General features: G+C 70.0%; 18 protein-coding genes and 1 tRNA gene. 13 read left to right on the top strand and 6 right to left on the bottom strand.

Going from position 1 to position 25,710, the window contains the following annotated elements:
- Nucleotides 1-2: 2 nt before the first annotated feature.
- From B9O00_RS10765 to B9O00_RS10710, 12 genes are all read left to right on the top strand, one after another.
- Nucleotides 3-1,097, top strand: a complete 1,095-nt coding sequence (locus tag B9O00_RS10765) for an ABC transporter ATP-binding protein (protein WP_085122663.1) — start codon at nucleotides 3-5, stop codon at nucleotides 1,095-1,097.
- 10 nt (nucleotides 1,098-1,107) lie between these two features.
- On the top strand, nucleotides 1,108-2,202 hold the full coding sequence (locus B9O00_RS10760) for an ABC transporter ATP-binding protein (protein WP_085122662.1): 1,095 nt from the start codon (nucleotides 1,108-1,110) through the stop codon (nucleotides 2,200-2,202).
- Entirely contained in the window at nucleotides 2,202-3,098 is an 897-nt protein-coding gene (locus B9O00_RS10755; protein WP_085122661.1) for a carbohydrate ABC transporter permease, read from the top strand. Before B9O00_RS10760 ends, B9O00_RS10755 begins: the two co-directional genes overlap by 1 nt.
- A gap of 56 nt (nucleotides 3,099-3,154) precedes the next feature.
- On the top strand, nucleotides 3,155-3,964 hold the full coding sequence (locus tag B9O00_RS10750) for a carbohydrate ABC transporter permease (protein WP_085122712.1): 810 nt from the start codon (nucleotides 3,155-3,157) through the stop codon (nucleotides 3,962-3,964).
- 21 nt (nucleotides 3,965-3,985) lie between these two features.
- Nucleotides 3,986-4,267: a DUF2160 domain-containing protein gene (locus B9O00_RS10745; protein ID WP_085122660.1), complete on the top strand. Its 282-nt coding sequence runs from the start codon at nucleotides 3,986-3,988 to the stop codon at nucleotides 4,265-4,267.
- Between the two features lie 75 nt (nucleotides 4,268-4,342).
- Nucleotides 4,343-6,067: an ABC transporter substrate-binding protein gene (locus B9O00_RS10740; RefSeq protein WP_085122659.1), complete on the top strand. Its 1,725-nt coding sequence runs from the start codon at nucleotides 4,343-4,345 to the stop codon at nucleotides 6,065-6,067.
- 131 nt (nucleotides 6,068-6,198) lie between these two features.
- A complete protein-coding gene (glpK, locus tag B9O00_RS10735; RefSeq protein ID WP_085122658.1) occupies nucleotides 6,199-7,716 on the top strand; it encodes a glycerol kinase GlpK in 1,518 nt (505 codons plus the stop codon).
- A 112-nt stretch (nucleotides 7,717-7,828) separates the two neighbouring features.
- The gene (locus B9O00_RS10730) at nucleotides 7,829-8,242 is read left to right on the top strand and encodes a hypothetical protein (protein WP_085122657.1); all 414 of its coding nucleotides are present in this window, start codon (nucleotides 7,829-7,831) and stop codon (nucleotides 8,240-8,242) included.
- Nucleotides 8,243-8,696: 454 nt separating this feature from the next.
- Complete coding sequence (locus tag B9O00_RS10725) at nucleotides 8,697-9,917, top strand: quaternary amine ABC transporter ATP-binding protein (protein WP_085122656.1); 1,221 nt, start codon at nucleotides 8,697-8,699, stop codon at nucleotides 9,915-9,917.
- A gap of 17 nt (nucleotides 9,918-9,934) precedes the next feature.
- Nucleotides 9,935-10,873 (top strand): ABC transporter permease, encoded by a 939-nt coding sequence (locus B9O00_RS10720; protein ID WP_085122655.1) that lies wholly within the window; start codon nucleotides 9,935-9,937, stop codon nucleotides 10,871-10,873.
- Between the two features lie 115 nt (nucleotides 10,874-10,988).
- On the top strand, nucleotides 10,989-12,038 hold the full coding sequence (proX, locus tag B9O00_RS10715) for a glycine betaine/L-proline ABC transporter substrate-binding protein ProX (protein ID WP_085122654.1): 1,050 nt from the start codon (nucleotides 10,989-10,991) through the stop codon (nucleotides 12,036-12,038).
- A gap of 248 nt (nucleotides 12,039-12,286) precedes the next feature.
- Complete coding sequence (locus tag B9O00_RS10710; protein WP_085122653.1) at nucleotides 12,287-13,822, top strand: peptidoglycan-binding domain-containing protein; 1,536 nt, start codon at nucleotides 12,287-12,289, stop codon at nucleotides 13,820-13,822.
- 66 nt (nucleotides 13,823-13,888) lie between these two features.
- Here the strand turns inward: B9O00_RS10710 and B9O00_RS10705 are convergent, their stop codons facing one another.
- The 4 genes from B9O00_RS10705 to B9O00_RS10690 all read right to left on the bottom strand — a co-directional run bounded on the left by B9O00_RS10705 (nucleotide 13,889) and on the right by B9O00_RS10690 (nucleotide 18,567).
- Complete coding sequence (locus B9O00_RS10705; protein WP_085122652.1) at nucleotides 13,889-15,076, bottom strand: pyridoxal-phosphate-dependent aminotransferase family protein; 1,188 nt, start codon at nucleotides 15,074-15,076, stop codon at nucleotides 13,889-13,891.
- Between the two features lie 76 nt (nucleotides 15,077-15,152).
- Nucleotides 15,153-17,156, bottom strand: a complete 2,004-nt coding sequence (locus tag B9O00_RS10700; protein WP_085122651.1) for an ATP-binding protein — start codon at nucleotides 17,154-17,156, stop codon at nucleotides 15,153-15,155.
- Between the two features lie 33 nt (nucleotides 17,157-17,189).
- Nucleotides 17,190-18,251, bottom strand: a complete 1,062-nt coding sequence (locus tag B9O00_RS10695; RefSeq protein WP_159460179.1) for an amino acid ABC transporter substrate-binding protein — start codon at nucleotides 18,249-18,251, stop codon at nucleotides 17,190-17,192.
- 239 nt (nucleotides 18,252-18,490) lie between these two features.
- Nucleotides 18,491-18,567, bottom strand: a tRNA-Ile gene (locus B9O00_RS10690).
- 182 nt (nucleotides 18,568-18,749) lie between these two features.
- Here B9O00_RS10690 and ileS point away from each other — a divergent pair.
- Entirely contained in the window at nucleotides 18,750-21,935 is a 3,186-nt protein-coding gene (gene ileS / locus B9O00_RS10685; protein ID WP_085122649.1) for an isoleucine--tRNA ligase, read from the top strand.
- Between the two features lie 594 nt (nucleotides 21,936-22,529).
- Here ileS and cysC read toward each other — a convergent pair.
- Both cysC and cysD read right to left on the bottom strand, forming a co-directional pair.
- On the bottom strand, nucleotides 22,530-24,413 hold the full coding sequence (cysC, locus tag B9O00_RS10680; protein ID WP_437123420.1) for an adenylyl-sulfate kinase: 1,884 nt from the start codon (nucleotides 24,411-24,413) through the stop codon (nucleotides 22,530-22,532).
- A complete protein-coding gene (gene cysD / locus B9O00_RS10675) occupies nucleotides 24,413-25,318 on the bottom strand; it encodes a sulfate adenylyltransferase subunit CysD (RefSeq protein ID WP_085122648.1) in 906 nt (301 codons plus the stop codon). The genes cysC and cysD overlap by 1 nt, the downstream gene beginning before the upstream one ends.
- Nucleotides 25,319-25,710 lie beyond the last annotated feature (392 nt).

Below are 25,710 nucleotides of genomic sequence, written 5' to 3'. Positions count from 1 at the left end.
GCATGGCGCTGGAACTGATCGGCATCAGCAAGACGGTCGGCGGCGAGGCGCACATCGTCGACGTCTCGCTGACCCTGGAGAAGGGCAGCATCAACGTGCTGCTCGGCCCGACCCTGTCCGGCAAGACCAGCCTGATGCGCCTGATGGCCGGGCTCGACCGGCCCACCGAGGGCCAGGTGCGCGTCGGGGGCCGGGAGGTGACCGGCGAGCCGGTGCAGCGCCGCAACGTCGCCATGGTCTACCAGCAGTTCATCAACTACCCGACCCTGACGGTCTACGAGAACATCGCCTCGCCGCTGCGCGTCGCCGGCGTCGACAGGGCGACGCTCGACCGCCGGGTGCGCGAGGCCGCAGAGCTGCTGCGCCTGTCGCCGATGCTCGAGCGCACGCCGCTCGAGCTCAGCGGCGGCCAGCAGCAGCGCACCGCCCTGGCGCGCGCCCTCGTCAAGGGCGCCGAACTGGTGCTGCTCGACGAGCCCCTGGCGAACCTCGACTACAAGCTGCGCGAGGAGCTGCGCGCCGAGCTGCCGCGGATCTTCCAGGAGTCCGGCGCGATCTTCGTCTATGCGACGACCGAGCCGACCGAGGCGCTGCTGCTCGGCGGCCGTACCGCGACGCTGCACCAGGGCCGGGTCACGCAGTTCGGGCCGACCCCGGAGGTCTACCGCCAGCCGATCGACCTGACGACGGCACGGACCTTCTCCGACCCGCCGCTCAACGTGCTGGCGGTGACCAAGCAGGGTGAGCGGGCGACCGGCGTCGGCGCGCCGCTCGAGCTCGCCGCGGAGGGCAGCCTCGCCGGCCTGCCCGACGGCCGCTACACGATCGGCTTCCGGCCCCACCACCTCTACCTGGCGCCGCCGGGCGGCCGGGCCGTGGCGCTGACCGCGACGGTCGCGGTCACCGAGATCACCGGCTCCGAGAGCTTCGTCCATCTCGACGTCGGCAGCGAGCGCTGGGTCGCGATCGCCCACGGCATCCACGAGCTGGCGGTTGACGCGCCGGCACAGGTCTGGATCGACCCGGCGCGCCTCTTCGTGTTCGACGGCGGCGGCCGGCTGGTCGCCGGGCCCCGGCCGGCCCGACAGGCGGCCTGAGGAGTCCCGCATGGCACGCATCACCCTCGAAGGCCTCGCCCACTCCTACCTGCCGGCGCCGCGCGGGCCCGAGGACTTTGCCCTGAAGCAGCTGGACCACGTCTGGGAGGACGGCGGCGCCTACGCCCTGCTCGGGCCGTCGGGCTGCGGCAAGACCACGCTGCTCAACATCATCTCCGGCCTGATCCGGCCGACCCGCGGCGAGATCCGCTTCGACGGCCAGGACGTCACCGACCTGCCGCCCGAGCAGCGCAACATCGCCCAGGTGTTCCAGTTCCCGGTCATCTACGACACCATGACCGTCTACGAGAACCTGGCCTTCCCCCTGTGCAACCGGCGCATGGCGCCGCGCGCGGTCGACGCCCGGGTCCGCGAGATCGCCGAGATGCTCGACCTCGGCTCGGAGCTCAGGCGCAAGGCGCGCAACCTGACCGCCGACGCCAAGCAGAAGATCTCCCTGGGTCGCGGCCTCGTCCGCGCCGACGTTGCGGCGATCCTGTTCGACGAGCCGCTGACCGTCATCGACCCGCACCTCAAGTGGCTGCTGCGCTCGCAGCTGAAGCACCTGCACCGGCGCTTCGACTTCACGATGATCTACGTGACCCACGACCAGACCGAGGCGCTGACCTTCGCCGACAAGGTCGTCGTCATGTACGAGGGCGAGGTCGTCCAGGTCGGCACGCCCGACGAGCTGTTCGAGCGGCCCGCCCACACCTTCGTCGGCTACTTCATCGGCTCGCCCGGCATGAACATCCTGCCGGCCGAGATCAGCGGTGACCGCGCCCGCATCGAGGGCCACGAGCTGCCGCTCGGCGCAGCCTACGGCCGCCTGCCGGCCGGCGCCCGCGTCGAGATCGGCATCCGCCCCGAGTTCCTGAGCCTGGCGCGCGCCGGCGAGGCCGCGGGTGCCGCCGTGCCGGCGACGATCCGCGCGGTCGAGGACGTCGGCCGCTACCGCATCGCGCGGACGCGGATCGGCGAGCACGAGGTCGCGGTGGTGGCACCGGAGGACGGCGAGATCCCGAGCGACGGCGCCTGCGTCGTCTTCGATCCGCAGCGCATCAACGTCTACGCCGACGGGCATCGGGTGCAGGAGGGCGGCTGATGGACAAGACCTGGAACAACAAGGGCTGGTTCTTCGTCCTGCCGGTGCTGGCGCTGGTGCTGTTCAGCGCCGCGATCCCGCTGATGACCGTGGTCAACTATTCGGTCCAGGACACCTTCGGCAACAACGTCTTCTTCTGGGCCGGCAGCGAGTGGTTCGAGGAATTGCTGCACTCCCAGCGCTTCCACGACGCGCTGTGGCGGCAGTTCCTCTTCTCGGCGATCATCCTGGCGATCGAGGTGCCGCTTGGCATCGGCGTCGCGCTGGCCATGCCGCGCAAGGGCTGGGGCGTGCCGGTCTGCCTGGTCACCATGGCCCTGCCGCTGCTGATCCCCTGGAACGTCGTCGGCACGATCTGGCAGATCTTCGGCCGCGTCGACATCGGCCTGCTCGGCCACACGCTGTTCGGCCTCGGCCTCGACTACAACTACGTGCGCGACCCGCTCGACGCCTGGATCACGATCATCGTGATGGACGTCTGGCACTGGACCAGCCTGGTCGTGCTGCTGTGCTACGCCGGCCTCGTCTCGATCCCCGAGGCCTACTACCAGGCCGCCAGGATCGACGGCGCCTCGCGCTGGGCGGTGTTCCGCTACATCCAGCTGCCGAAGATGCACCGGGTGCTGCTGATCGCGATCCTGCTGCGCTTCATGGACTCCTTCATGATCTACACCGAGCCCTTCGTGGTGACCGGCGGCGGTCCCGGCAACTCGACGACCTTCCTGTCGATCGACCTGGTCAAGATGGCGATCGGCCAGTTCGACCTCGGCAAGGCGGCCGCGATGTCGCTGGTCTACTTCCTGATCATCCTGCTGCTGTCCTGGATCTTCTACACGGTGATGACCAACGCCGGCGCCGAGCGCGGCCGCGCGACGGGCGGGGAGGGCGGCCGATGACCGAGGTCGCCGAGAGCGTGGCCGGCCGCATGCCGGCGGCCAGCCGGACCCGCCGCATGGCCGGCGGCCCGCGCCTGCGGCGGCTGGTTCCGGCCCTCTACATCGCCTTCCTGCTGGTGCCGATCTACTGGCTGGTGAACATGTCGCTGAAGACCAACGAGGAGATCGTCTCGATCTTCTCGATCTGGCCGAAGCACCCGACACTGGCCAACTACATGGTGATCTTCACCGACCCGTCCTGGTACTCGGGCTACATCAACTCGATCATCTACGTCGTCATGAACATGGCGATCTCGGTGACGGTGGCGCTGCCGGCGGCCTACGCCTTCTCGCGCTACCGGTTCCTCGGCGACAAGCACCTGTTCTTCTGGCTGCTGACCAACCGCATGGCGCCGCCGGCGGTCTTCGCGCTGCCCTTCTTCCAGCTCTACTCCGCGGTCGGGCTGTTCGACACCCACATCGCCGTGGCGCTGGCGCACTGCCTGTTCAACGTGCCGCTGGCAGTCTGGATCCTGGAAGGCTTCATGTCCGGCGTGCCGAAGGAGATCGACGAGACCGCTTACATCGACGGCTACTCCTTCCCGCGCTTCTTCGTGAAGATCTTCATGCCGCTGATCGCGAGCGGCATCGGCGTCGCCGCCTTCTTCTGCTTCATGTTCTCCTGGGTCGAGCTGCTGCTGTCGCGCACGCTGACCTCGGTCGACGCCAAGCCGATCGCCGCCACCATGACCCGCACGGTCTCAGCCTCGGGCCTGGACTGGGGCGTGCTGGCCGCGGCCGGCGTGCTGACCATCGTGCCCGGCGCGCTCGTGATCTGGTTCGTGCGCAACTACATCGCCAAGGGCTTCGCCCTGGGGCGCGTCTAGGCGAGGGGAGGAAGCGACGCCATGGACCTCTCGTGGATGGCCTGGACCTGGCACACCGCTGCCTTCTTCGGGGTGATCTTCCTGCTGCTCGTCGGCATGGGGGTCTGGGAGTACGCCCGACCCGGCGGCGCGCCACGCATCGGCGTGCTGGGTTTCGAGACGACGCGCGGCGACCGCCTGTTCGTCTCGCTGCTCGGCAGCGCCTTCATCTGTCTTGCCTGGCTCGGCCTGGTCGGCTCGAGCCTCTGGTGGGCTCTCGCCCTCGCACTGGTCTACGCGGTCCTGGTCTTCCGCTGGGTGTGAGTCGGCAGAGACGTGAGGGGGGCACCGGTCCCGCCCCCCAGGGAAACAAGCGGACCGAACAAAGGGAGGAAGGACATGAGAAGAAGTCTGTTGGCGGCCGTTGCGCTGGTCGCCCTGCTCGCCGGAAGCGGCGCGGCCAAGGCCGACGAGGCCGCGGCCAAGCGCTGGCTCGACGAGTTCCAGCCCTCGTCCCTCTCGAAGGACGAGCAGATGAAGGAGCTCGACTGGTTCATCAAGGCCGCCGAGCCCTACAAGGGCATGGAGATCAACGTCGTCTCCGAGACGATCACGACCCACGAGTACGAGTCCAAGGTCCTCGCCAAGGCCTTCTACGAGATCACCGGCATCAAGGTGAATCACGACATCATCGGCGAGGGTGACGTCATCGAGAAGCTGCAGACCCAGATGCAGTCGGGCCAGAACATCTATGACGCCTACATCAACGACTCCGACCTGATCGGTACGCACTGGCGCTACCAGGAGGTCCGCAACCTGACCGACTGGATGGCCGGCGAAGGCAAGGACGTTACCGATCCGATGCTCGACGTCGACGACTTCATCGGCAAGTCGTTCACCACCGGGCCGGACGGCAAGCTCTACCAGCTGCCGGACCAGCAGTTCGCGAACCTCTACTGGTTCCGCTACGACTGGTTCACCGATCCAAAGATCAAGGCCGAGTTCAAGGCCAAGTACGGCTACGACCTCGGCGTGCCCGTCAACTGGTCGGCCTACGAGGACATCGCCGAGTTCTTCACCGGCAAGACCATCGACGGCCACAAGGTCTTCGGCCACATGGACTATGGCAAGAAGGACCCGTCGCTGGGCTGGCGCTTCACCGACGCCTGGCTGTCGATGGCCGGCAACGGCGACAAGGGCATCCCGAACGGCCTGCCGGTCGACGAGTGGGGCATCCGCGTCAACGACAAGAGCCAGCCGACCGGCTCCTGCGTTGCGCGCGGCGGCGACACCAACGGCCCGGCCGCCGTCTACTCGATCCAGAAGTACCTCGACTGGCTGCACAAGTACGCGCCGCCGGAAGCCGCCGGCATGACCTTCTCCGAGGCCGGGCCGGTGCCGGCGCAGGGCAACGTCGCCCAGCAGATCTTCTGGTACACCGCCTTCACCGCCGACATGGTCAAGAAGGGCCTGCCGGTGGTCAACGAGGACGGCACGCCGAAGTGGCGGATGGCGCCGAGCCCGCACGGCGTCTACTGGGTCGACGGCATGAAGCTCGGCTATCAGGACGCCGGTTCCTGGACCCTGCTGAAGTCGACGCCGGTCGAGCGCGCCAAGGCGGCCTGGCTCTACGCCCAGTTCGTCATCTCGAAGACGGTCGACGTCAAGAAGAGCCACGTCGGCCTGACCTTCATCCGCGAGTCGACGATCCGCGACAAGTCCTTCACCGAGCGGGCGCCGAGCCTCGGCGGCCTGATCGAGTTCTACCGCTCGCCGGCTCGCGTGCAGTGGACCCCGACCGGCACCAACGTGCCCGACTATCCGAAGCTGGCGCAGCTCTGGTGGCAGAACATCGGCGACGCCGCCTCGGGCGCCAAGAGCCCGCAGGAGGCCATGGACGCCCTCTGCGCGGCCCAGGAATCGGTGATGTCCCGCATCGAGCGGGCCGGCATCCAGGGCGACCGCGGGCCGCACCTGAACAAGGAGCACGACATGGCCTACTGGGTCGAGCAGGCCAAGAAGAACGGCACGCTGGCCCCGCAGCCGAAGAAGGCCAACGAGAAGGAGAAGCCGATCACCGTCGACTACGACGAGCTGGTCAAGTCCTGGAACGAGGCCAAGTAGCGACGAACCAGGTCACGCCCTCCCGAGGGTGAAACTGGCCCGCGTCCAGGCGGGCAGAGGGGCCGGGCAGCTTGCCCGGCCCGCTTTTTTCCTGCTTGCTGAATACAAGAAGCGACGAAGGGAGGAGGGCAATGACAAGCGGCGCGATCCTGGCGATCGATCAGGGGACGACCTCGACGAGGGCCATGATCTTCGACGTCGAGACCCGCGTGCTCGGCCAGGCCCAGGAGGAGTTCGAGCAGCACTATCCGCGGCCCGGCTGGGTCGAGCACGAGCCCGAGGACATCTGGCAGGGCACCCTCGCGGTCGCCCGCCGGGCCCTGGAGGCGGCCGGCCTCGGGGCCGGCGACGTCGCCGCGATCGGCATCACCAACCAGCGCGAGACCGTGGTGCTCTGGGACCGCCGCAGCGGCAAGGCTTTGCACCGCGCGATCGTCTGGCAGGACCGGCGCACCGCAGAGCTGTGCCAGCGCCTGAAGGAGCAGGGCCACGAGCCGACCTTCACCGAGCGCACCGGCCTGCTGCTCGACCCCTATTTCTCCGGCACCAAGCTGGCCTGGCTGCTCGACAACGTCGAGGGCGCGCGCGCCGCCGCCGAAGCCGGCCATCTCGCCTTCGGCACGATCGATTGCTTCCTGATCTGGCGCCTGACCGGCGGCCGGGTCCACGCGACCGACGCGACCAACGCCTCGCGCACCCTGCTCTACGACATCCGCCGCAACGCCTGGGACGAGGAGCTGCTGGGCCTGCTGAACATCCCCGCCTCGCTGCTGCCCGAGGTGCGCGACAGTGCCGCCGACTTCGGCGCCGCGGAGCCCGGCCTGTTCGGCGGACCGATCGCGATCGGCGGGGTCGCCGGCGACCAGCAGGCGGCGACCGTCGGCCAGGCCTGCTTCGAGCCGGGCATGGTCAAGTCGACCTACGGCACCGGCTGCTTCGCCCTGGTCAACACCGGCGGCGAGCCGGTCGCCTCGAAGCACCGCCTGCTGACGACCATCGCCTACCGCCTCGACGGCCGCACGACCTATGCCCTGGAAGGGTCGATCTTCGTCGCCGGCGCCGCCGTGCAGTGGCTGCGCGACGGGCTCGGGCTGATCCGCCAGGCCGCGGAGACCGGGGCGCTGGCGGCCGCCGCCGATCCGCTGCAGCAGGTCGTGCTGGTGCCGGCCTTCGTCGGCCTCGGCGCGCCGCACTGGGATGCCGAGGCGCGTGGCGCGCTGTTCGGCCTGACCCGCAACACCGGGCCCAAGGAGCTGGCCCTGGCCGCCCTGGAGTCGGTCGCCTTCCAGACCTACGACCTGGTCGAGTGCATGCATGCCGACTGGCACACCGGCGCGGCCGGCCGGGGGAGGGAAACGGGCGGCGACATGGTGCTGCGCGTCGACGGCGGCATGACGGCCAGCGACTGGACCCTGCAGCGCCTCGCCGACATCCTGGCCGCCCCGGTCGACCGGCCGACGGTGCTGGAGACCACGGCGCTCGGCGCGGCCTGGCTGGCCGGCCGCCAGGCCGGCGTCTGGCCGGACCGGCAGGAGTTCGGCCGGCGCTGGCAGCTCGACCGCCGCTTCGAGCCGCAGATGGACGAGATGCAGCGGCGCCGGCGGCTGGCGCTGTGGCACGACGCGGTGCGGCGCACGCTGACCGCCTGACGCTGGCCGCCTTGACAGGGCCCGGCTGCGCGCGGCTGCGACACCGCGCAGCCGGAACCGCGGCGGCGAGGCCTCGTTCGATTCTCCCCATGGATGCGGGAGGATCGGTCCCATGAATCGACTTCTGTCGAATCGACTTCTGTCGGGCAGCCTGCTCGGGCTGCTGCTGGCTTCGGGGGCGGGCGCGCCGTCGGCGCTGCTGGTCGGCGAGGCGCGGGCCGGCGTCGGCGCCGAGATGTGCCAGGCCGAGGTCACCTTGCTGCACGACCGGATCGACGGCGAAAGCGCGGTCCAGCGGGCCGAGCAGCAGACGGTCGCCGGCATCACCGACGAGGACGTCGACGAGCCTCAGTCCGGCTACTCCCTGTCACCGCCGGGTCGCGAGGTGCTGCTCGGCAAGCTCGACAGGGCCGCCAAGCTGGCAGCCAAGGGGGACGGCGAGGGTTGCCGGGCGCTGGTCGAGCAGGTCCGCCGGCAGCTCGGCATCGCCGAGGGGCCGGGCCGCAGCCCCGTGGGCGCGGGCTGAGCGCGTCGGCGGCGGCATGCCCTTGCCGCCGCCTGCGCCATGCTCGAAAGCCAGACCACCTTTGATCCCAACCATCCACGGCAGCTCCGTACCGCTTGACCGATGCGCGGGTACGGCCCCGCTCACTTCACCCTTGATCATTGGTGGGGAGTCCCCCCTGCGCTTTTTTGTGCCGAGGGGTTGAAGCCACGACTTCGGCTCACAGATGCCTAGATCAGGAAAAGATAAGAACGCGATTAACGCGCCCCCCCTTTCGTGGAGAGCCCCTTTTCGATAGGGTGCGCGCGAATCGGGGAGCTATCGGGGAGTAAGTGACGGGCGACGAAGGTGATCGCCTTTGTCGCTTTCGCTCCATCAATCGGCATACAGGTCGAGCGGCCGGTCAGGTCTGCCTTTCGATACTTTGTGCCGTGGGGACATTCGCGCGCTTTATTGAACAAATGTCTTGGGGACTATGACCGAGAAGCTCAGCGTCAAGAACCTCTGCAAGATCTTCGGCGACGACCCCGATGCCGCGCTGGCGCAGCTGCGCGCGGGCCGCTCGAAGGACGAGATCCTCAAGCAGACCGGGATGACGGTCGGCGTCCAGGACGCCAACTTCAGCGTCGGCCAGGGCGAGATCTTCGTCGTCATGGGGCTCTCGGGCTCCGGCAAGTCGACCCTGGTGCGCATGCTCAACCGCCTGATCGAGCCGACCGCCGGCGAGGTGCGCATCGATGGCGAGGACATCGTCTCGGCGGACCCCGAGCAGCTGCGGCAGATCCGCTTGAAGAAGATCGCCATGGTCTTCCAGCACTTCGCCCTCTTTCCGCACAAGACCGTCGCCGAGAACGTCGAGTACGGCCTGAAGGTCCAGGGCGTGCCGGCGGCCGAGCGTCGCCGGCGCGCCATCGCCGCCCTGGAGCAGGTCGGCCTGGAGCCCTGGGCCGACCACCGGCCGCAGGCCCTGTCCGGCGGCATGCAGCAGCGCGTCGGCCTGGCCCGGGGCCTCGCCGTCGACCCCGAGGTCCTGCTGATGGACGAGCCCTTCTCGGCGCTCGACCCGCTGATCCGGCGCGACATGCAGCAGGAGCTGATCGAGCTCCAGCGCAAGCTGAAGATGACCATCGTCTTCATCACCCACGACCTGCACGAGGCGCTGATCCTGGGCGATCACATCGCCATCATGAAGGAAGGCCGCTTCGTGCAGATCGGCACGGCCGAGGAGATCGTCGGCGAGCCGGCCGACGACTACGTCAGCGCCTTCACCCAGGACATCGACCGGGCCAAGGTCTTCGCCGCCGACAGCGTGATGGCCGAGCCGCAGGCGCTCGAGCTCTCGAAGGACACGCCGCGCAGCGCGCTCGAGCGGATGACCGAGCTGAAGCGCAACGCCCTCTACGTGCTCGACGGCGACAGGATCGCCGGCGTCGTCACCTACCGCGGCCTCGCCGGCGCGACGAGCGGCCACGGCGGCGACCTGGGCGCCGCGCTGATCCGCGAATACCCCGCGATCGAGAGCGCCGCGAAGCTCTACCGGCTCTACGACCTGGCCCGCGGCGAGCTGCCGGTCGCCGTGCTCGACGACGGCCGCCTGGTCGGCGTCGCCCGCCAGGGCGACATCTTCAAGCAGCTCGCAGCCGGCGCCGGCGAGGCCGAGGGCGCTGCGCGCCAGCCCGCACCGGCCGGCGCCTGAGCGGGAGGAGCGACCCCATGTGGCAACCATCCGACAGCATCACGCTTCCGCTCGGCGACTGGGTCGACGGCTTCGTCAAGGGCTGGCTCGCCCCGAACTTCCGCGGCGTCTTCCACGCCATCGGCTGGCCGGTCGACCAGGTGCTGCAGTCCCTCAGCGGCTTCCTGCACGCCGTGCCGATGCCGGTCTTCACGATCGTCGTCGCGCTGATCGCCTGGTGGGCGGCGGGGCGCGGCGTCGCGATCTTCAGCTTCCTGGCGCTGCTGGTGCTCGACCTGATCCATGTCTGGTCGGACACCATGACGACCCTGGCGATGATCCTGACGGCAGTCGTGTTCTGCGCCGCGGTCGGCGTGCCGCTCGGCATCGCCGCGGCGCGCAGCGACCGCTTCGCACGGATCCTGCGGCCGATCCTCGACATCATGCAGACGATCCCGCCCTTCGTGTACCTGGTGCCGATCGTCATGCTGTTCGGCGTCGGCATGGTCCCGGGCATCATCGCGACGATCATCTTCGCGCTGCCGCCGATCGTGCGGCTGACCAACCTCGGCATCCGCAACGTCCAGGCCGAGCTGGTCGAGGCTGCCTACGCCTTCGGCTCGACGCCCCGCCAGGTGCTCTGGGAGGTGCAGATCCCGCTGGCCCTCAGGACCATCATGGCGGGCCTCAACCAGACCCTGATGCTGGCCCTCTCGATGGTCGTGATCGCCGCGCTGATCGGTGCCGGCGGCCTGGGCCTCGAGGTCTACACCGGCCTCGGCCGCCTCGACATCGGCGCCGCCACCGAGGGCGGCCTGGGCATCGTGCTGATCGCCATCATCCTGGACCGCATCACCCAGGCCCTGGGCGAGCAGCGCGACGCCACGGCGCCCGGCCTGCTCGACACCCTGAAGTCGCTCTTCCGCCCCGGCCGCCCCGGCCGCCAGGCCCGGCAGGAGCCGCGCCAGGCGGCCTGAGCGCCGACCCGACGCCGTCGCGATCCCGCGCCTCCGGGCGCAGGGCCGCGGCACGACCGAGCCCCGTCCGCGACCCGGTCCGGCGCGGGGGAATCCCTGAAGCAAGGAGGAAGGCATGAAGCATCTGAGAGCCTTCACCAACATCGCCGCCGGCGTCGCCATGGCGGCGATGGCGGCCGGCGCCGTCACGGCCCACGCCGCCGACAAGTCCATGCCCGGCCAGGGCAAGACCATCAAGATGGCGCGCGCCACCTGGGACACCGGCTGGTGGCAGGCCGAGGTCTACCGGCAGCTGTTCGAGAAGCTCGGCTACGACGTCCCGCAGGTCACCACGCTGGACAACCCGCCCTTCTACCAGTCGGTCGCCCAGGGCGACATGGACCTCTGGGTCAACGGCTGGTTCCCGCTGCACAACACCTACGCGGACACCTTCAAGCAGGGTGCCCAGGCGGTCGGCTACGTCGCCAAGGGCGGCGCGCTGCAGGGCTACCTGATCGACAAGAAGACGGCCGACAAGTACGGCATCAAGTACCTCTCGGACATGAAGAAGCCGAAGATCGCCAAGCTCTTCGACACCAACGGCGACGGCAAGGCCAACATGGTCGCCTGCCCGCCGGGCTGGGGCTGCGAGACGCTGATCGCCTACCAGATGGACGCCTACGGCCTGCGCGACTCGATCGACCTGATCAAGGCCGGCTACTCGGCCTCGATGGCCGACGCGCTGAGCCGCTACAAGAACGGTGAGCCGATCTTCTTCTACACCTGGACGCCGAACTGGACCGTCGGCCTGCTGAAGCCCGGCAAGGACGTGGTCTGGCTCCAGGTCAAGGAGACCAGGCTGCCCAAGGACCAGGCGAACCTGAAGGACAAGGCGATCGTCAAGGGCGTCGAGGGCTGCGCCGACGACCCCTGCCGGATGGGCATGCCGGCCAACGACATCCGGCCGGTCGCGAACAGCGCGTTCCTGAAGGACAACCCGGCGGTCGAGACGCTGCTCGAGGAGGTTCGCATCCCGGTCCAGGACATCTTCGCGCAGAACGCGAAGATGAACCAGGGCGCGGACAGCCCGGAGGACCTGAAGAAGCAGGCCGCCGACTGGATCGCCCGGCACCAGGACAAGGTCGACCGCTGGCTGAAGGACGCGCGCGCCGCCGCGATGATGTGACGGCGCGGCGTCGCCGACGCCCCGGAACCGTGCGGAGCCCGGCCCTTGCGGCCGGGCTTCGTCCTTTGCAGGCGAGGCGAGCGGCGCGCCGGAACCCTGCGGCGGCCTCTCGCGTTGCTCCACCCGGGGTAGATGTCGGGGCTCCGGCGTGCCGAGGTACGGAGGGCGCGAGCGAGGCGGGGGGCGACTGATGCCGCCCGGCGCCGGCGACCGGCCGGCGCGCGCGGATCAGACTCTGGGAGGTCGCCGTGACGGAACTTTCTCATCCTTTCCTGCATCGCCTGTCGCTCGGGATCGCCGCCGCGACGCTGCTGACCGGCGCGCCGCTCGCCTCAACGACGGCGCTCGCCGGGACGCTCGGCGCGCCGCCGCCGGCCATGGCTGCGCCCGGCGCCGTGCAGCTCGCCTTCGACGCCGAGGTTCAGCGCATCCAGCACGGGCTCAACCGGCTGGGCTACGACGCCGGTCCGGCCGATGGCCTGATGGGCGCGAAGACGCGCAGCGCCATCGCCGACTATCAGCGCGACCACGGCCTGCTGGTCACCGGCCAAGCCAGCGCCAGCCTCGCCGAGCACATCCGCGGCCAGGTCATGGAGCAGCGCTCCGAGCGCCGGGCCGACAAGCCCGCGGCCGCCGCGGAGAGCGAAGCGGGCAGCTCGACGAGTGCGGAGACGGCCCAGCAGGCTGCGGACCGCCAATCGATCCTGCAGGTCCAGTCCGATCTGCGCCGGCTCGGCTACAATGTGCCGGTCGTCTCGGGGCGCCTGGACAGTGATACCGAGCTGGCCATCCGCGCCTACCAGAAGGACCACCAGTTGCTGGTCGACGGCCGGCTCAGCCCCCAGCTGTTGGCGCATGTCCACGACGCCGCCTCCCGGGAGGCCGTCACCGAGGATCGGGAGACCGTCCGGAAGGTCCAGCAGGCCTTGAACGATCGCGGCTATGACGCCGGGCCGGCCGACGGCGTGATGGGCGGCAAGACCCGCGACGCGATCCGGACCTTCCAGTCCGACGCCCAGCAGCCGATGACCAGTCGGATCGACGGCAAGCTGCTGAGCGCACTGGGCCTGTCGGCAGCCGGCACCGCGGCCGCCGAGGCCCCGGCCGGGCCGGCCGAGACACCCGCGACTTCGGAGAGCCAGCCGGTGACGGTTCTCGACGACCACTTCAGCGACGGCGACTACACGCGCAATCCGCGCTGGCAGGTCGTCGCCGGCAGCTGGCGCGTCACGGACGGCGGCTCGCTGACCAGCGACGTTTCGGCCGGAACCAGCGCCGCGCCCCAGAAGCTCGGCCCGGAACTGCTCAAGGACCTCCTCGGCAACGCGCTTGGCGTGCCGAGCCCGCAGCAGACCGCGAACCTCGCCGCGATCTATACTCCGGCGCGGCTGAGCAACGCTTTCCACCTGGTCCTGCGCGTCTCCAGCGCCGGCAGCCCGGCGACGCTCAACGCCGGCCCCTACCAGGGCAGCAACGTCGGCTACGGCTATCGCCTGGAGGCGGATGTCGGCCAGAGCCAGCCTCTGCATCTGCTGGCGATCACCCAGAACGGAACCACGGTGATCGGGACCAGCGACGCGAACGTCCGATTCGACGACGGTGCCAAGCACACGCTCGACTGGCGGCGCGACGCGAACGGGCTGAACACGGTGGAGCTCGACGGCCGGGTCGTCCTGCAGGTCCTCGACCGGACCTTCCAGGATCCCTTTGACGGCGTGTCGCTGGTCAACGCCGGCGGCACCTGGAGCATCGATGAGGTCCGGGCCGAGTCCCTGACTCCCTGACCCGCCGCTCCCCGACCCGCGACTTCCCGATCGGCGCGCCCGCGTCGGCCGGGAGTCGGTCGGGGGTCAGCCGGGCGAGGCGGTGGTCGCGGCGATCGCCGCCTCCAGCGCGCCGTCGCCGACCGGCAGGCCGAGATCGCGGAAGGTCGCCTGCAGCACGCCGAGCGCGCCGAGCACGTAGGCTTCGTTGAGGAAGCCCATGTGGCCGATCCGGAAGATCTGGCCCTTCAGCGGGCCGAGGCCGCCGCCGATGGTCAGGCCGTAGCGCAGGCGGGCGTGGTCGCGGATTCGCTCGGCATCGAAGTCGCCGGGCACGCGCACCGAGGTCACGCTGGCCGCCCGCTCGGCCGGCACCAGGGCGTTGAACTCCAGGAAGCCGGTCGAGCCCCAGCGCTCGACCGCGGCCTGGACCATCGCGGCGAGCCGGCGGTGCTGCTCGATCACCGCCGGCAGCCCGGGCTCCTCGATCATCGCCAGCGCCTCGCCCAGGGCCGCGACGTGCTGGATCGGCGCGGTGCCGCAGAAGCGCTGGTAGAGCAGCTTGCCCAGGCGTGCCTGCCACATCCAGTAGCTGCCCGGCAGGTGGCGGCCGGCCTGGCAGCGCTCCAGCGCCTTCGGCCCGGCGGCGACGATCGACAGGCCGGGCGGCACCATCAGCGCCTTCTGGGCGGCCGCGACGGTGACGTCGATCCCCCAGTCGTCCATCGCGAAGTCGGTCGTGCAGAGCGAGGCGATCGCGTCGACCATCAGCAGCGCCGGATGGCCGGCCGCGTCGATCGCCGCGCGGACGCCGCGCAGGTCGCTGCAGACGCTGGCCGCGGTATCGGTGTGCACGACCATCACGGCCTTGATCCGGCCGGCCGTGTCGTCCCTGAGGATCGCCTCGATGCGCTCCGGCGCCACGGCATGGCGCCAGTCGGTCTCGACGGCCTGCGTCTCCAGGCCGAGGTCCGCCGCCATCTGCCGCCAGACCCGGGCGAACAGCCCGGTCTCGGGCACCAGCACCGTCTCGCCGGGCTGCAGGCAGTTGGCCAGGGCCGCCTCCCAGGCGCCGTGGCCGTTCGCGGCGTAGAGGAAGATCTCGCCCTCGGTGCGGAAGATCGGCTTCAGGCCGCGGAACGCGCGCTCGGCGAGCGCGGCGAAGGCCTCGCCGCTGAAGTCCATGGCCGGCGAGGACATGGCGGTGCGGACGCGGTCGGGCAGGGAGGTCGGGCCCGGGATCATCAGGAACTCGGGGCCGAGCAGGCGCTTCATCTCGGGTGACTCCGGCAGGTCGGCGAAGAGCCGCCAGCTTCGGCGCTCGGCGCCGGCGCGGCAACCCGCCGAAAGCTCAATGCTGGCCCGCTGCCCGGCTCTGCGGCTCGATCATCACCTCCGGCCCGGGCGCAAGCGTCCGGCCGAGCGGCGGCTCCTCGGCCGGCGCCGTCGGGAAGCTGACGCGCACGCAGGTGCCGACGCCCTTGGCGCTCTCGACCGTCACGCTGCCGCCGTGCAGCTCGACCAGGCTGTCGACGATGGCGAGGCCCAGGCCGGTGCCGCCGGTCGAGCGCGTGTAGCTGTCGCTCGCCTGGTGGAAGGGCTGCAGGACCCGCTGCAGCTGGTCCTCCTCGATGCCGATGCCGCGGTCCTCGACCTCGATCTCGTAGCTGCCGTCGCCGCCGTCGCGGCCGCGGATCGTGATGATCTCGCCCTCGTAGGAGAACTTGGCGGCGTTCGACAGCAGGTTGAGCAGGACCTGGCGCAGCGCGATCTCGTCGGCGCGCACCAGGGCCGCGCCCTCGAAGTCGTAGGCGATCGTCAGGTGCCGCTTCTCCAGCTGGATGGTCAGCAGCTTGTGCAGGTTGCGCGCGATCTGCCGGACGTCGAGCGTCTCGATGTGCAGGTCGCGCTGGCCGGCCTCGATCTTCGAGTAGTCGAGCAGGTCGTTGATCAGGGCCAGCAGGTGCTCGCCGCTGCTGTGGATGTCGGCGGCGTACTCGCCGGTCTTCGGCTGCTCCAGCTTGCCGCTGCGCAGCAGGTAGGAGAAGCCGATGATGGCGTTGAGCGGGGTCCGGAGCTCGTGGCTCATGTTGGCCAGGAACACCGACTTCGCGCGGTTCGCGGCCTCGGCCTCTCGGGCCAGGCGCTCGGCGCGCTCCTTCTCGTCGCGCAGGCGCGCCTCGCGCTCGGCCGCCGAGGCGGCGAAGTAGGCCGCCGCGCGGCCGATCTCGGCGATCTCGTCGCTGCCGCCGGTCGGGATCTCTGCCTCGCCGCGGCCCTCGACCTGCTCGCGCAGGCCGATGCGCAGCGCCTTCAGGCGCAGCAGCACGCCGCGGCGCACGAAGACGGCGAAGGAGACCACCGTCAGGATGGTCAGCAGCGCGAGGCCGATCAGCATCACCGTGGTGTCGCGCGCGACCCCCTGGAAGTCGGCGCTGCGCCGACCGATGTCGGTGCGCAGCCAGAGGATGTAGTCGGCGGTCGAGCCGACGAACTTGCTGGCCAGGAACTTGTTCTTGTTGATCAGGCCGGCCTGCCGGCGCGTCGCCGTCAGAGACTGCGTCTTCAACGCGTAGGCCCCCTCCTCCGGCAGCAGGAACTGCTCGATCGAGGGCTCGACCGCCGCGATGATGCGCTGCACCGGCTCGATGTCGGAAAGCTGCGCCCGGGCGACGGCGGCATCGCGCAGCCACGCGAGGCTGCGCTCGCGCAGCCGGCGCACGATGGCCAGGTTGTCGATCGTCGGCAGCGACAGCACGTCGAGCAGCGCCAGCTCGCTGCAGGCGATCCAGGTCTCGGCCTGCGCGCGCGCCTGGAAGCGCCGGTCCGGCGGCAGCCGGGACACCAGGCCGAACAGCTCGGCGTGGAGCTGGATCAGGCCCTCGTTGATCTCGCGCGCGCGGCGCAGGGCGACGCCGAGACGCGCCTCGGCGGTCAGGCGCGCCGACACCGTCTTGTCCAGCTCGTCGAGATTGACCACCAGCTCCTGGCGGCTCGCCCGGATCTCGCGGATCAGCGCCTTGCCTTCCTTGGCGTTGCCGGCGCCGCCGGCGACCAGCTCTGCCAGCAATCCGTCGATCGTGCGTACCTGGTCGTCGATCTGGTTGCGCGCCGACCGGCGCACGTACTCCGATTCGACCGTCGCCAGGGACGGCGCCGTGGAGGCGATGGCCTGGGAGATCTGGCCGAGTCGCGAGGCGTCGATCAGCTGGGGCACCGACTGTTCGGCGAGCTGGCCGTAGCCCTGGTTCAGGTTCCGGAAGGCGAAGAGCGCGATCAGGATCGCGCCGCTCGCGACCAGGCCGAAGAGGGCGATGGCGAGGACCAGACGGACCGATATGAGGTTCCACCGCACGCCCAGGTTCTCCGGCCTTGACCGATCGGCTTTCTAGCGCAGCGGCGGAGCGTAGAGCAGCCCGCCGTCGCGCCACAGCGCGTTGAGGCCCCTGTCGAGCCCGAGCGGCGACAGGTTCCGGTTGAAGATCTCCGCGTAGTTGCCGACCTGGGCGACGATCCGCCGGGCCCAGTCCTCGTCCAGGCCCAGATCGGCGCCGATGCCGGGATCGAGCCCGAGCAGCCGGCGCACCTCGGGATCGTTGCTGTCGAGAAAGCTGTCCAGATTGTCGGAGCGGATGCCGTGCTCCTCGGCCAGCAGGGTCGCGAAGACCGACCACTGGACGACGTCGAACCAGTCCTCGTCGTCGTTGCGCAGGGTCGGGCTGAGCGGCTCCTTCGACACCATGTCGGGGAACAGCACGTAGTCGTCCGGGTCGGGCGAGCGGCTGAGGCGGACCGTGGTCAGCGCGATGCGGTCGGTGGTCAGGATGTCGCAGTCGTGCGCGAAGAAGGAATCGTAGGCCATCTCGCCTGAATCGAAGCCGCGGACCTTCAGATCCAGGTGGCGCGAGGCGATCAGTTCCTCGAGATTGCGGATCGTCGTGGTGTTGCGGTTGACGCAGACCGTCGCGTGGTGGACGTCGGCGAGCCGGGCGGCGCCGAGCGCCCGGTTCGCCATGAAGCCCTGGCCGTCGTAGTAGATCGGCTGGGTGAAGGCGAGGCCGAGCTTGGTGTCGCGCGAGGCCGTCCAGGTCGTGTTGCCCATCAGGACGTCGAAGGCGCCGTCGTTGAGCGCCTTGAAGCGCACGGTCTGGGTGACCTCGACGAACTCGACCGCATCGGCATCGCCGAGCACCGCGGCGGCGAGAACACGGCAGTAGTCTGGAAAGAAGCCCCGCCAGACGCCCCGCTCGTCGGTTTCCGAGACGCCCGGGCCGACACGGATGACGCCGCAGCGCAGCAGGCCGTCGTGCCTGATCCGGGCGAGCGTCGGGCTTTCGAGCGCCGGCTGATCCTGGAGCGGGTCCGGGCTCCGGGTCTGGGCCGGCGCGACGCCGACCGACGACACCGCCAGATCCGCCAGGATGCCGAACAGGATGATCGCCCGCCGCATGCCGCCCCTCTCGCTCCGCCTCGCTGCTCCCGCCAGCGCCGTCCGTCGGACAGCCTGACGGTCCCCCGGCGAGGCCGTCGGTGGTGTCATTTATGCAATTTTATCGGATCTTGTTGCTGAACGGTTGGTTAATAGCCGCGGAAAACCGAGGCAAACCCGATGCTTGGGGAAATTCGGCAACCGTCGGGTGCGGAAGCGACGGTCCGGTCTCGGATTTCCGTGGAACGACGCGGAGGAAATGGTGGGCCCGGGTAGACTTGAACTACCGACCTCCCGCTTATCAGGCGAGCGCTCTAACCAACTGAGCTACGGGCCCCCGCGAGGGAGCGCTTTATAAGCGGTTCGGCCCCGCGCTTGTCAAGCCTCGCGCGTCGGATCCGCCGGGCCGCGGCCGGTACGCCGGCGCAGCGGCCGGGCGCGCTGCGCTGGACAAGGCCCGGCGAGGCCCCTATGTCTCGCCGTCCAGGCAAGAACCATCCAGCGAGACGAGCCCGAGCGATGCGCGACGACGGCGCTGCCCCGCCCTATCCCGAAGTCGAGTCCAGCCCCAGCTTCCCGGCGATCGAGACGGAGATCCTGGCCTACTGGGAGCAGGAGAGGATCTTCGAGCGCTCGGTCGAGGAGCGCCCGGCCAAGGTCGACGGCGCCAGCAACGAGTTCGTCTTCTATGACGGACCGCCCTTCGCCAACGGGCTGCCGCACTACGGCCACTTGGTCACCGGCTTCGTCAAGGACATCGTGCCGCGCTACCGCACCATGCGCGGCCGGCGCGTCGAGCGCCGCTTCGGCTGGGACTGCCACGGCCTGCCGGCCGAGCTGACCAGCGAGAAGGAGCTCGGCATCTCCGGGCGCCAGGAGATCCTCAAGTACGGCATCGCCGAGTTCAACGCGCACTGCCGCGTCTCGGTCATGCGCTTCACCGAGGAGTGGCGCGACTACGTCACCCGCGAGGGCCGCTGGGTCGACTTCGAGAACGACTACAAGACCATGAACCTCTCCTTCATGGAGAGCGTGATCTGGGGCTTCAAGCAGCTCTACGACAAGGGCTGGGTCTACGAGGGCTACCGCGTCGTGCCCTACAGCTGGGCCGTGCAGACGCCGCTGTCGATCTCCGAGACCCGGCTCGACAACTCCTACCGCGAGCGCCAGGACCCGGCGCTGACCGTCGGCTTCCTGCTGGAGCCGGCGGCTGGCGAGACGGTGCCGACGCGGCTCCTGGCCTGGACGACGACGCCCTGGACCCTGCCGTCGAACCTGGCCCTGGCGGTCGGTCCCGAGCTCGACTACGCCATTGTCGAGAAGGACGGCGAGCGGCTGATCCTGGGCGCCGCGGCGCTGGAGCGCTATGCCAAGGAGCTGGGCGACTGGACGCAGGTCGCGACGGTCAAGGGCAGTGAACTGGCCGGCCGGCGCTACGAGCCGCTGTTCCCCTACTTCAAGGACACGCCCAACGCCTTCGTCGTGCTGGCCGCCGACTTCGTCGAGGTCACCGAGGGCACCGGCTGCGTGCACATCGCGCCGGGCTTCGGCGAGGACGACCTGGACCTCGCCCGCGCCCACGACATCCCGCTGGTCGTGCCGGTCGACGAGGCCGGCAACTTCACCGCCGAGGTGCCGGACTACCAGGGCCTGAACGTCATCGAGGCCAACAAGGACGTCATCCGCGACCTCAAGGCGCGCGGCGTGGTGCTGCGGCACGAGACCTACCTGCACAACTACCCGCACTGCTGGCGCACGGACACGCCGCTGATCTACAAGGCGATCCACGCCTGGTACGTGACGGTCACGGCCTTCCGCGACCGCATGGTCGAGCTCAACAAGGAGATCGTCTGGACGCCGGCGCACGTGCGCGACGGCCTGTTCGGCAACTGGCTGGAGAACGCGCGCGACTGGAACGTCAGCCGCAACCGCTTCTGGGGCTGCCCGATCCCGGTCTGGAAGAGCGACGATCCGCGCTATCCGCGGATCGACGTCTACGGCAGCCTGGACGAGATCGAGCGCGATTTCGGCGTCCGGCCGACCGACCTGCACCGGCCGATGATCGACGAGCTGACCCGGCCGAACCCGGACGACCCGACCGGCAAGTCGACCATGCGGCGCGTCACCGAGGTGCTGGACGTCTGGTTCGATTCCGGCTCGATGCCCTTCGCCCAGCTGCACTATCCCTTCGAGAACAAGGAGCGTTTCGAGGCGAACTTCCCGGCCGACTTCATCGTCGAGTACGTCGCCCAGACGCGCGGCTGGTTCTACACCCTGATGGTGCTCTCGACGGCGCTGTTCGACCGCGCGCCCTTCCGTAACTGCGTCTGCCACGGCGTCGTGCTGGACGAGAACAAGCAGAAGCTCTCGAAGCGGCTCAAGAACTATCCGGACCCGACCGAGGTCTTCGAGACCTACGGCGCCGACGCGCTGCGCTGGTACATGGTCTCCTCGCCGCTGATGCACGGCGGCGACCTCGCCATGCCCCAGGACGGCCGCGGCATCGCCCAGGCGCTGCGCCAGGCGATCATCCCGATCTGGAACGCCTATTACTTCTTCACGCTCTACGCCAACATCGACGGCTACAGGGCGCGGGAGCGGGCCGACCAGACGGGCGTGCTCGACCGCTATGTCCTGGCCAAGACCCGCGAGCTGGTCGAGCAGCTGCAGGACCGCCTGGAGGTCAACGACCTGCCCGGCGCCTATGCCGTCGTGCCCGGCTACATCGACGCGCTCAACAACTGGTACATCCGGCGCTCGCGCGGTCGCTTCTGGCGCGAAGAGGCCACCGGCTCGGCGGGCGGCGACGGGGCCGACAAGCGCGACGCCTACGACACGCTCCATACCGTGCTGACGACCTTCTGCCGGGCGATGGCACCGCTGCTGCCCTTCCTCACGGAGCGCATCTACCGCAACCTGACCGGCGCGGATTCGGTGCACCTCGCCGACTGGCCCGATGCCGAGGCGCTGCCGGCCGAGCGCGCCCTGGTCGCCGAGATGGACCGGGTGCGCGAGATCTGCGCTGCCGTGATGGCGCTGCGCGAGGGCAAGAGCCTGCGCACGCGCCTGCCGCTCAAGCGCCTGACCGTCGCCCATCCCGAGGCGGCGCGCCTGGAGCCCTACCGCTCGGTGATCGCCGAGGAGGTCAACGTCAAGGAGGTCGCCTTCTCGGCCGATCCGGCGGCGATGGGCCGGCAGGAGCTCAAGGTCAACCCGCAGATCGGCCGGCGCATCGGCGGCAAGATGAAGGAGGTCATGGCGGCCTCGCGCTCCGGCGACTGGTCCCCGGCCGCCGGCGGCAAGGTGGCGATCGCCGGCATCGAGCTCGATCCGGAGGACTACACGCTGCGCGTCGTCGCCGGCGAGGGGCTCGACTCCGAGGGCTTCGACGGCGGCGACGGCATCGTCGTGCTCGACACCCGGGTCTACGAGGAGCTCAAGCGCGAGGGCTGGGCGCGCGACTTCGTGCGCCTGGTCCAGCAGACCCGCAAGGAGGCCGGCCTCGCGGTCACCGACCGGATCCGCCTCGCGGCCGAGCTGCCGGAGGAGGTCGCCGCTGCGATCGCCGAGCACGGCGAGCACGTCTGCCGCGAGACCCTGGCGGTCGAGCTCAGGCTCAACCAGGGACCGCTCGCCGGCTTCACCATGCCCCACAAGCTCGAGGGCAAGGGCGTCCAGGTCTCGGTCGAGAAGACCGCCGCCTGACCGGCGGCCCGCCGCCGGGCCGCCCCTCTTCGTCACCGTCGCTCCGCACACCGCGGGCCGCATCGTCGGCCCGCGGCACCTGCGGCTGTCCGCCATCGCGCAACTAGATCGAGTTTCAAACGATACAAGGGCCATCTTGTCGCCATGATCGAGACAAGTAACGGTCATTTAGAAGCCTTTTTGGTGACAAGAATAGACTGGAATATTTCTGAGATCGCGCAGCCAATAGGGGGTTCAATCTCAAATAAAGACTCGACGAACACTGTCCGCTGTGGCAGCATTCGTCGTGGTCGTGCAGGCCGGGCGTTCGGGGGGCGTGTACGCTGCTCGGACAGAGAGACCGAGCGTCCGGCCGCACGGCGAACCGGCCGCGCAGCAGCAGGCGAGCGCAGCGCGCCGGATCAGGGGACGAAGAGTTTGCGAGGCCTGTGCAGCGCCCCCCAACGCGGCGCAGGCGCACCCAAGGGGCCCACCGGATTGCGTGCCGGCCGGTGGGCCCCAGCGGGTGCCCCCGGGGCTGCCGCGCGGTGCCCCGATCCTGACCGAACCCGATCCTTCCGAAACAGCGAAGAGTGCCGGCCGGCGGCGCGGCGTCTAGCGGGCGGCGTCGCGCGCCCGCAGGTACTCGACGATGGCGTCGGCCGCGGCTTCGGCCGACTGTCGCGCGGTCTCGACGTGCAGCTCGGCCGTCTCCGGAGGCTCGTAGGGGCTGTCGACGCCGGTGAAGTTGGACAGCTGCCCGGCGAAGGCCTTCTTGTAGAGACCCTTGGGGTCGCGCTGCCGGCAGATTTCCAGCGGCGTGTCGACCCAGACCTCGAGGAAGTCCTCGCCCATCAGCTCGCGCGCCATGCGCCGCTCGGCCCGGAAGGGCGAGATGAACGAGACCAGCACGATCAGCCCGGCGTCGGCCATCAGGCGTGCGACCTCGGCGACGCGGCGGATGTTCTCGACACGGTCGGCGTCGGTGAAGCCGAGGTCGCGGTTGAGGCCGTGGCGCACGTTGTCGCCGTCCAGCAGGTAGGTGTGGCGGCCCTCGGCGTGCAGCTTCTTCTCGACCAGGTTGGCGATCGTCGACTTGCCCGAGCCGGACAGCCCCGTGAACCACAGCACGCCCGGCCGCTGGTGCTTGGCGGCGGCGCGGGCGGCCTTGTCGACGTCGACCGACTGCCAGTGGATGTTGGTCGCCCGGCGCAGGCCGTGCTCGATCACCCCGGCGGCCAGCGTGGCGTTGCTGAAGCGGTCGATCAGCAGGAATGCGCCCATGCGCCGGTTGACGGCATAGGGCTCGAAGGCGATCGGCTGGGACAGCGCCAGCTTGGCGAAGCCGATGTCGTTGAGGTCCAGCTTCTTGGCCGCCAGGCGCTCGCCGCTGGCCACGTCCAGGCGGTGCGAGATCTCGGTGACCGAGGCCGGCAGGATGCGCGTGCCGCACTTCACCAGGTATTCCCGCCCCGGCAGCAGGGGCTCGTCGCCCATCCAGACCAGGTGGGCGGCGAACTGGTCGGAGACCTCGGGCCGGTTGGCGGCCTCGGCCAGCACGTCGCCGCGGCTGATGTCGATCTCGTCGGCCAGGGTCAGGGTCACGGCGTCGCCGGCCTGCGCGCCCTCGCGGTCGCCGTCGCGATCGGCGATGCGTGCGATCCGTGTCGTCTGGCCGGACAGCGCCGCGACCACCGGGTCGCCCGGGGCGATCCGCCCGCTGGCGACCGTGCCCTGGTAGCCGCGGAAGGCGGAATCCGGGCGGCAGACGAGCTGGACCTGGAGCCGGAACGGCCGGTCGCCCTCGTCGTGGCCGGCCTCGACGGTCTCCAGCAGCTCCAGCAGGGTCGGGCCGTCGAACCAGGCCAGGCGCTCGCTCGGCAGGGCGACGTTGTCGCCGTAGCGGGCCGACAGCGGGATCGCCCGGCAGGTCTCGAAGGCCTCGGCGAGGCGCCGCAGGTCGGCCTCGATCTCTCGGAAGCGCGCCTGGCTGTAGTCCGCGAGGTCGATCTTGTTGACCGCCAGCACGGCGTGGCGAACGCCCAGCAGCCGGGCCACGGTCAGGTGCCGCCGGGTCTGCTCCGAGACGCCCTTGCGCGCGTCGACGACCAGCACGGCGAGATCCGAGACCGAGGCCGCCACCGCCATGTTGCGCGTGTACTGCGCATGGCCGGGCGCGTCGGCGACGATGAACTTGCGCCGGGCGGTCGAGAAATAGCGGTAGGCGACGTCGATCGTGATGCCCTGCTCGCGCTCGGCCTCCAGGCCGTCGAGCAGCAGCGCCAGGTCCGGCTCCTCGCCGGTCGTGCCGAACTTCCGGGAATCGCGCGCGACTGCCGCCATCTGGTCGTCGAACACCGAGCCGGAATCGAACAGCAGCCGGCCGATCAGCGTCGACTTGCCGTCGTCGACGCTGCCGCAGGTCAGGAAGCGCAGCAGGCTCTTCTGTTCCGCCGCCGCGACCGCCGTCGCGGCCGGCATGCTCGCCGTGTCGGCCACTAGAAATAGCCCTCCCGCTTCTTGCGCTCCATCGAGGAGGCCTGGTCGTGGTCGATCAGCCGGCCGACGCGCTCGGACTGCTTCGACGACAGGGTCTCCGCGACCACCTCGTCGAGGGTTCGGGCACGCGATTCCGAGGCGGCGGTCAGGGGATAGCAGCCGAGCGTGCGGAAGCGCACCCAGGCCTGCTCGACCGTCTCGCCGGGCTGCAGGCGCAGCCGCTCGTCGTCGACCATGATCAGCTGGCCGCCGCGGCGCACCACCGGCCGGGGCGCCGCGAAGTAGAGCGGCACCAGCTCGATGCCCTCGGCCTGGATGTAGGCCCAGACGTCGCCCTCGGTCCAGTTCGACAGCGGGAAGACGCGGAAGCTCTCGCCCTTGGCCAGGCGGGTGTTGTAGAGGCGCCAGAGCTCCGGGCGCTGGGCCTTGGGCTCCCAGGCGTGCTCGGCGGTGCGGTGCGAGAAGACCCGCTCCTTGGCGCGGCTGCGCTCCTCGTCGCGGCGCGCGCCGCCGATCGCCGCGTCGAAGCCGCACTGGGTCAGCGCCTGGCGCAGCGCCAGGGTCTTCATGACGTGGGTGTAGTGGTCGGAGGGATGGTCGATCGGGTTGATGCCCTGGGCGACGCCCTCCCGGTTGGTGTGGACGATCAGCTCCAGGCCCTGCTCGGCGGCGACCCGGTCGCGGAAGGCGATCATGTCGCGGAACTTCCAGGTCGTGTCGACGTGCAGCAGCGGGAAGGGCGGCTTGGCCGGCCAGAAGGCCTTGAGCGCGAGGTGCAGCAGCACCGAGGAATCCTTGCCGATCGAGTAGAGCATGACCGGGCGCGCGAAGCTCGCCGCCGTCTCGCGCAGGATCTCGATCGATTCCGATTCCAGGGCGTGCAGGTGATCGGACAGGGAAGCCATGGCGCCAGGTCCATACCGGTTTCGCGGCTGGCCGGGGCGCCGCCCCGGAAGGAGACGGGGCCGTCGGCCGACATCGTCGGCTGCTTATACAGACCTCGCCCCGCCCAGAAAAAGCAGAAGCTTGCAGGCCGGTCGCGGGTCGCGGATCGCCTGCCGGCCGCGCGAGCGCCGCCCCGGCGCGCCGTCGGAAGCCCGTCCGGCCCGGATCCTGCCCGCCCGAAGAGGGCGTCGCGACGGCCGTCGGCCGACTCTTGTTGGACTCTCGGGGCCGCTTGCGACAAACTACGGCGCCGACCGGACTGGGGCAGGTCCGGCGCAAAAGCAGCAGGCCAGAACAGGCCCAGGAGGGACCGGCGCGCGGGGCACAAGCCGTTGGGCCGGAACGACGGGTA

Source organism: Tistlia consotensis USBA 355, assembly GCF_900177295.1.
In the GTDB taxonomy this organism is placed as follows: domain Bacteria; phylum Pseudomonadota; class Alphaproteobacteria; order Kiloniellales; family DSM-21159; genus Tistlia; species Tistlia consotensis.
Note: the sequence above shows the minus strand (reverse complement) of the source record. Positions and strands in the feature narration are given on the sequence as shown.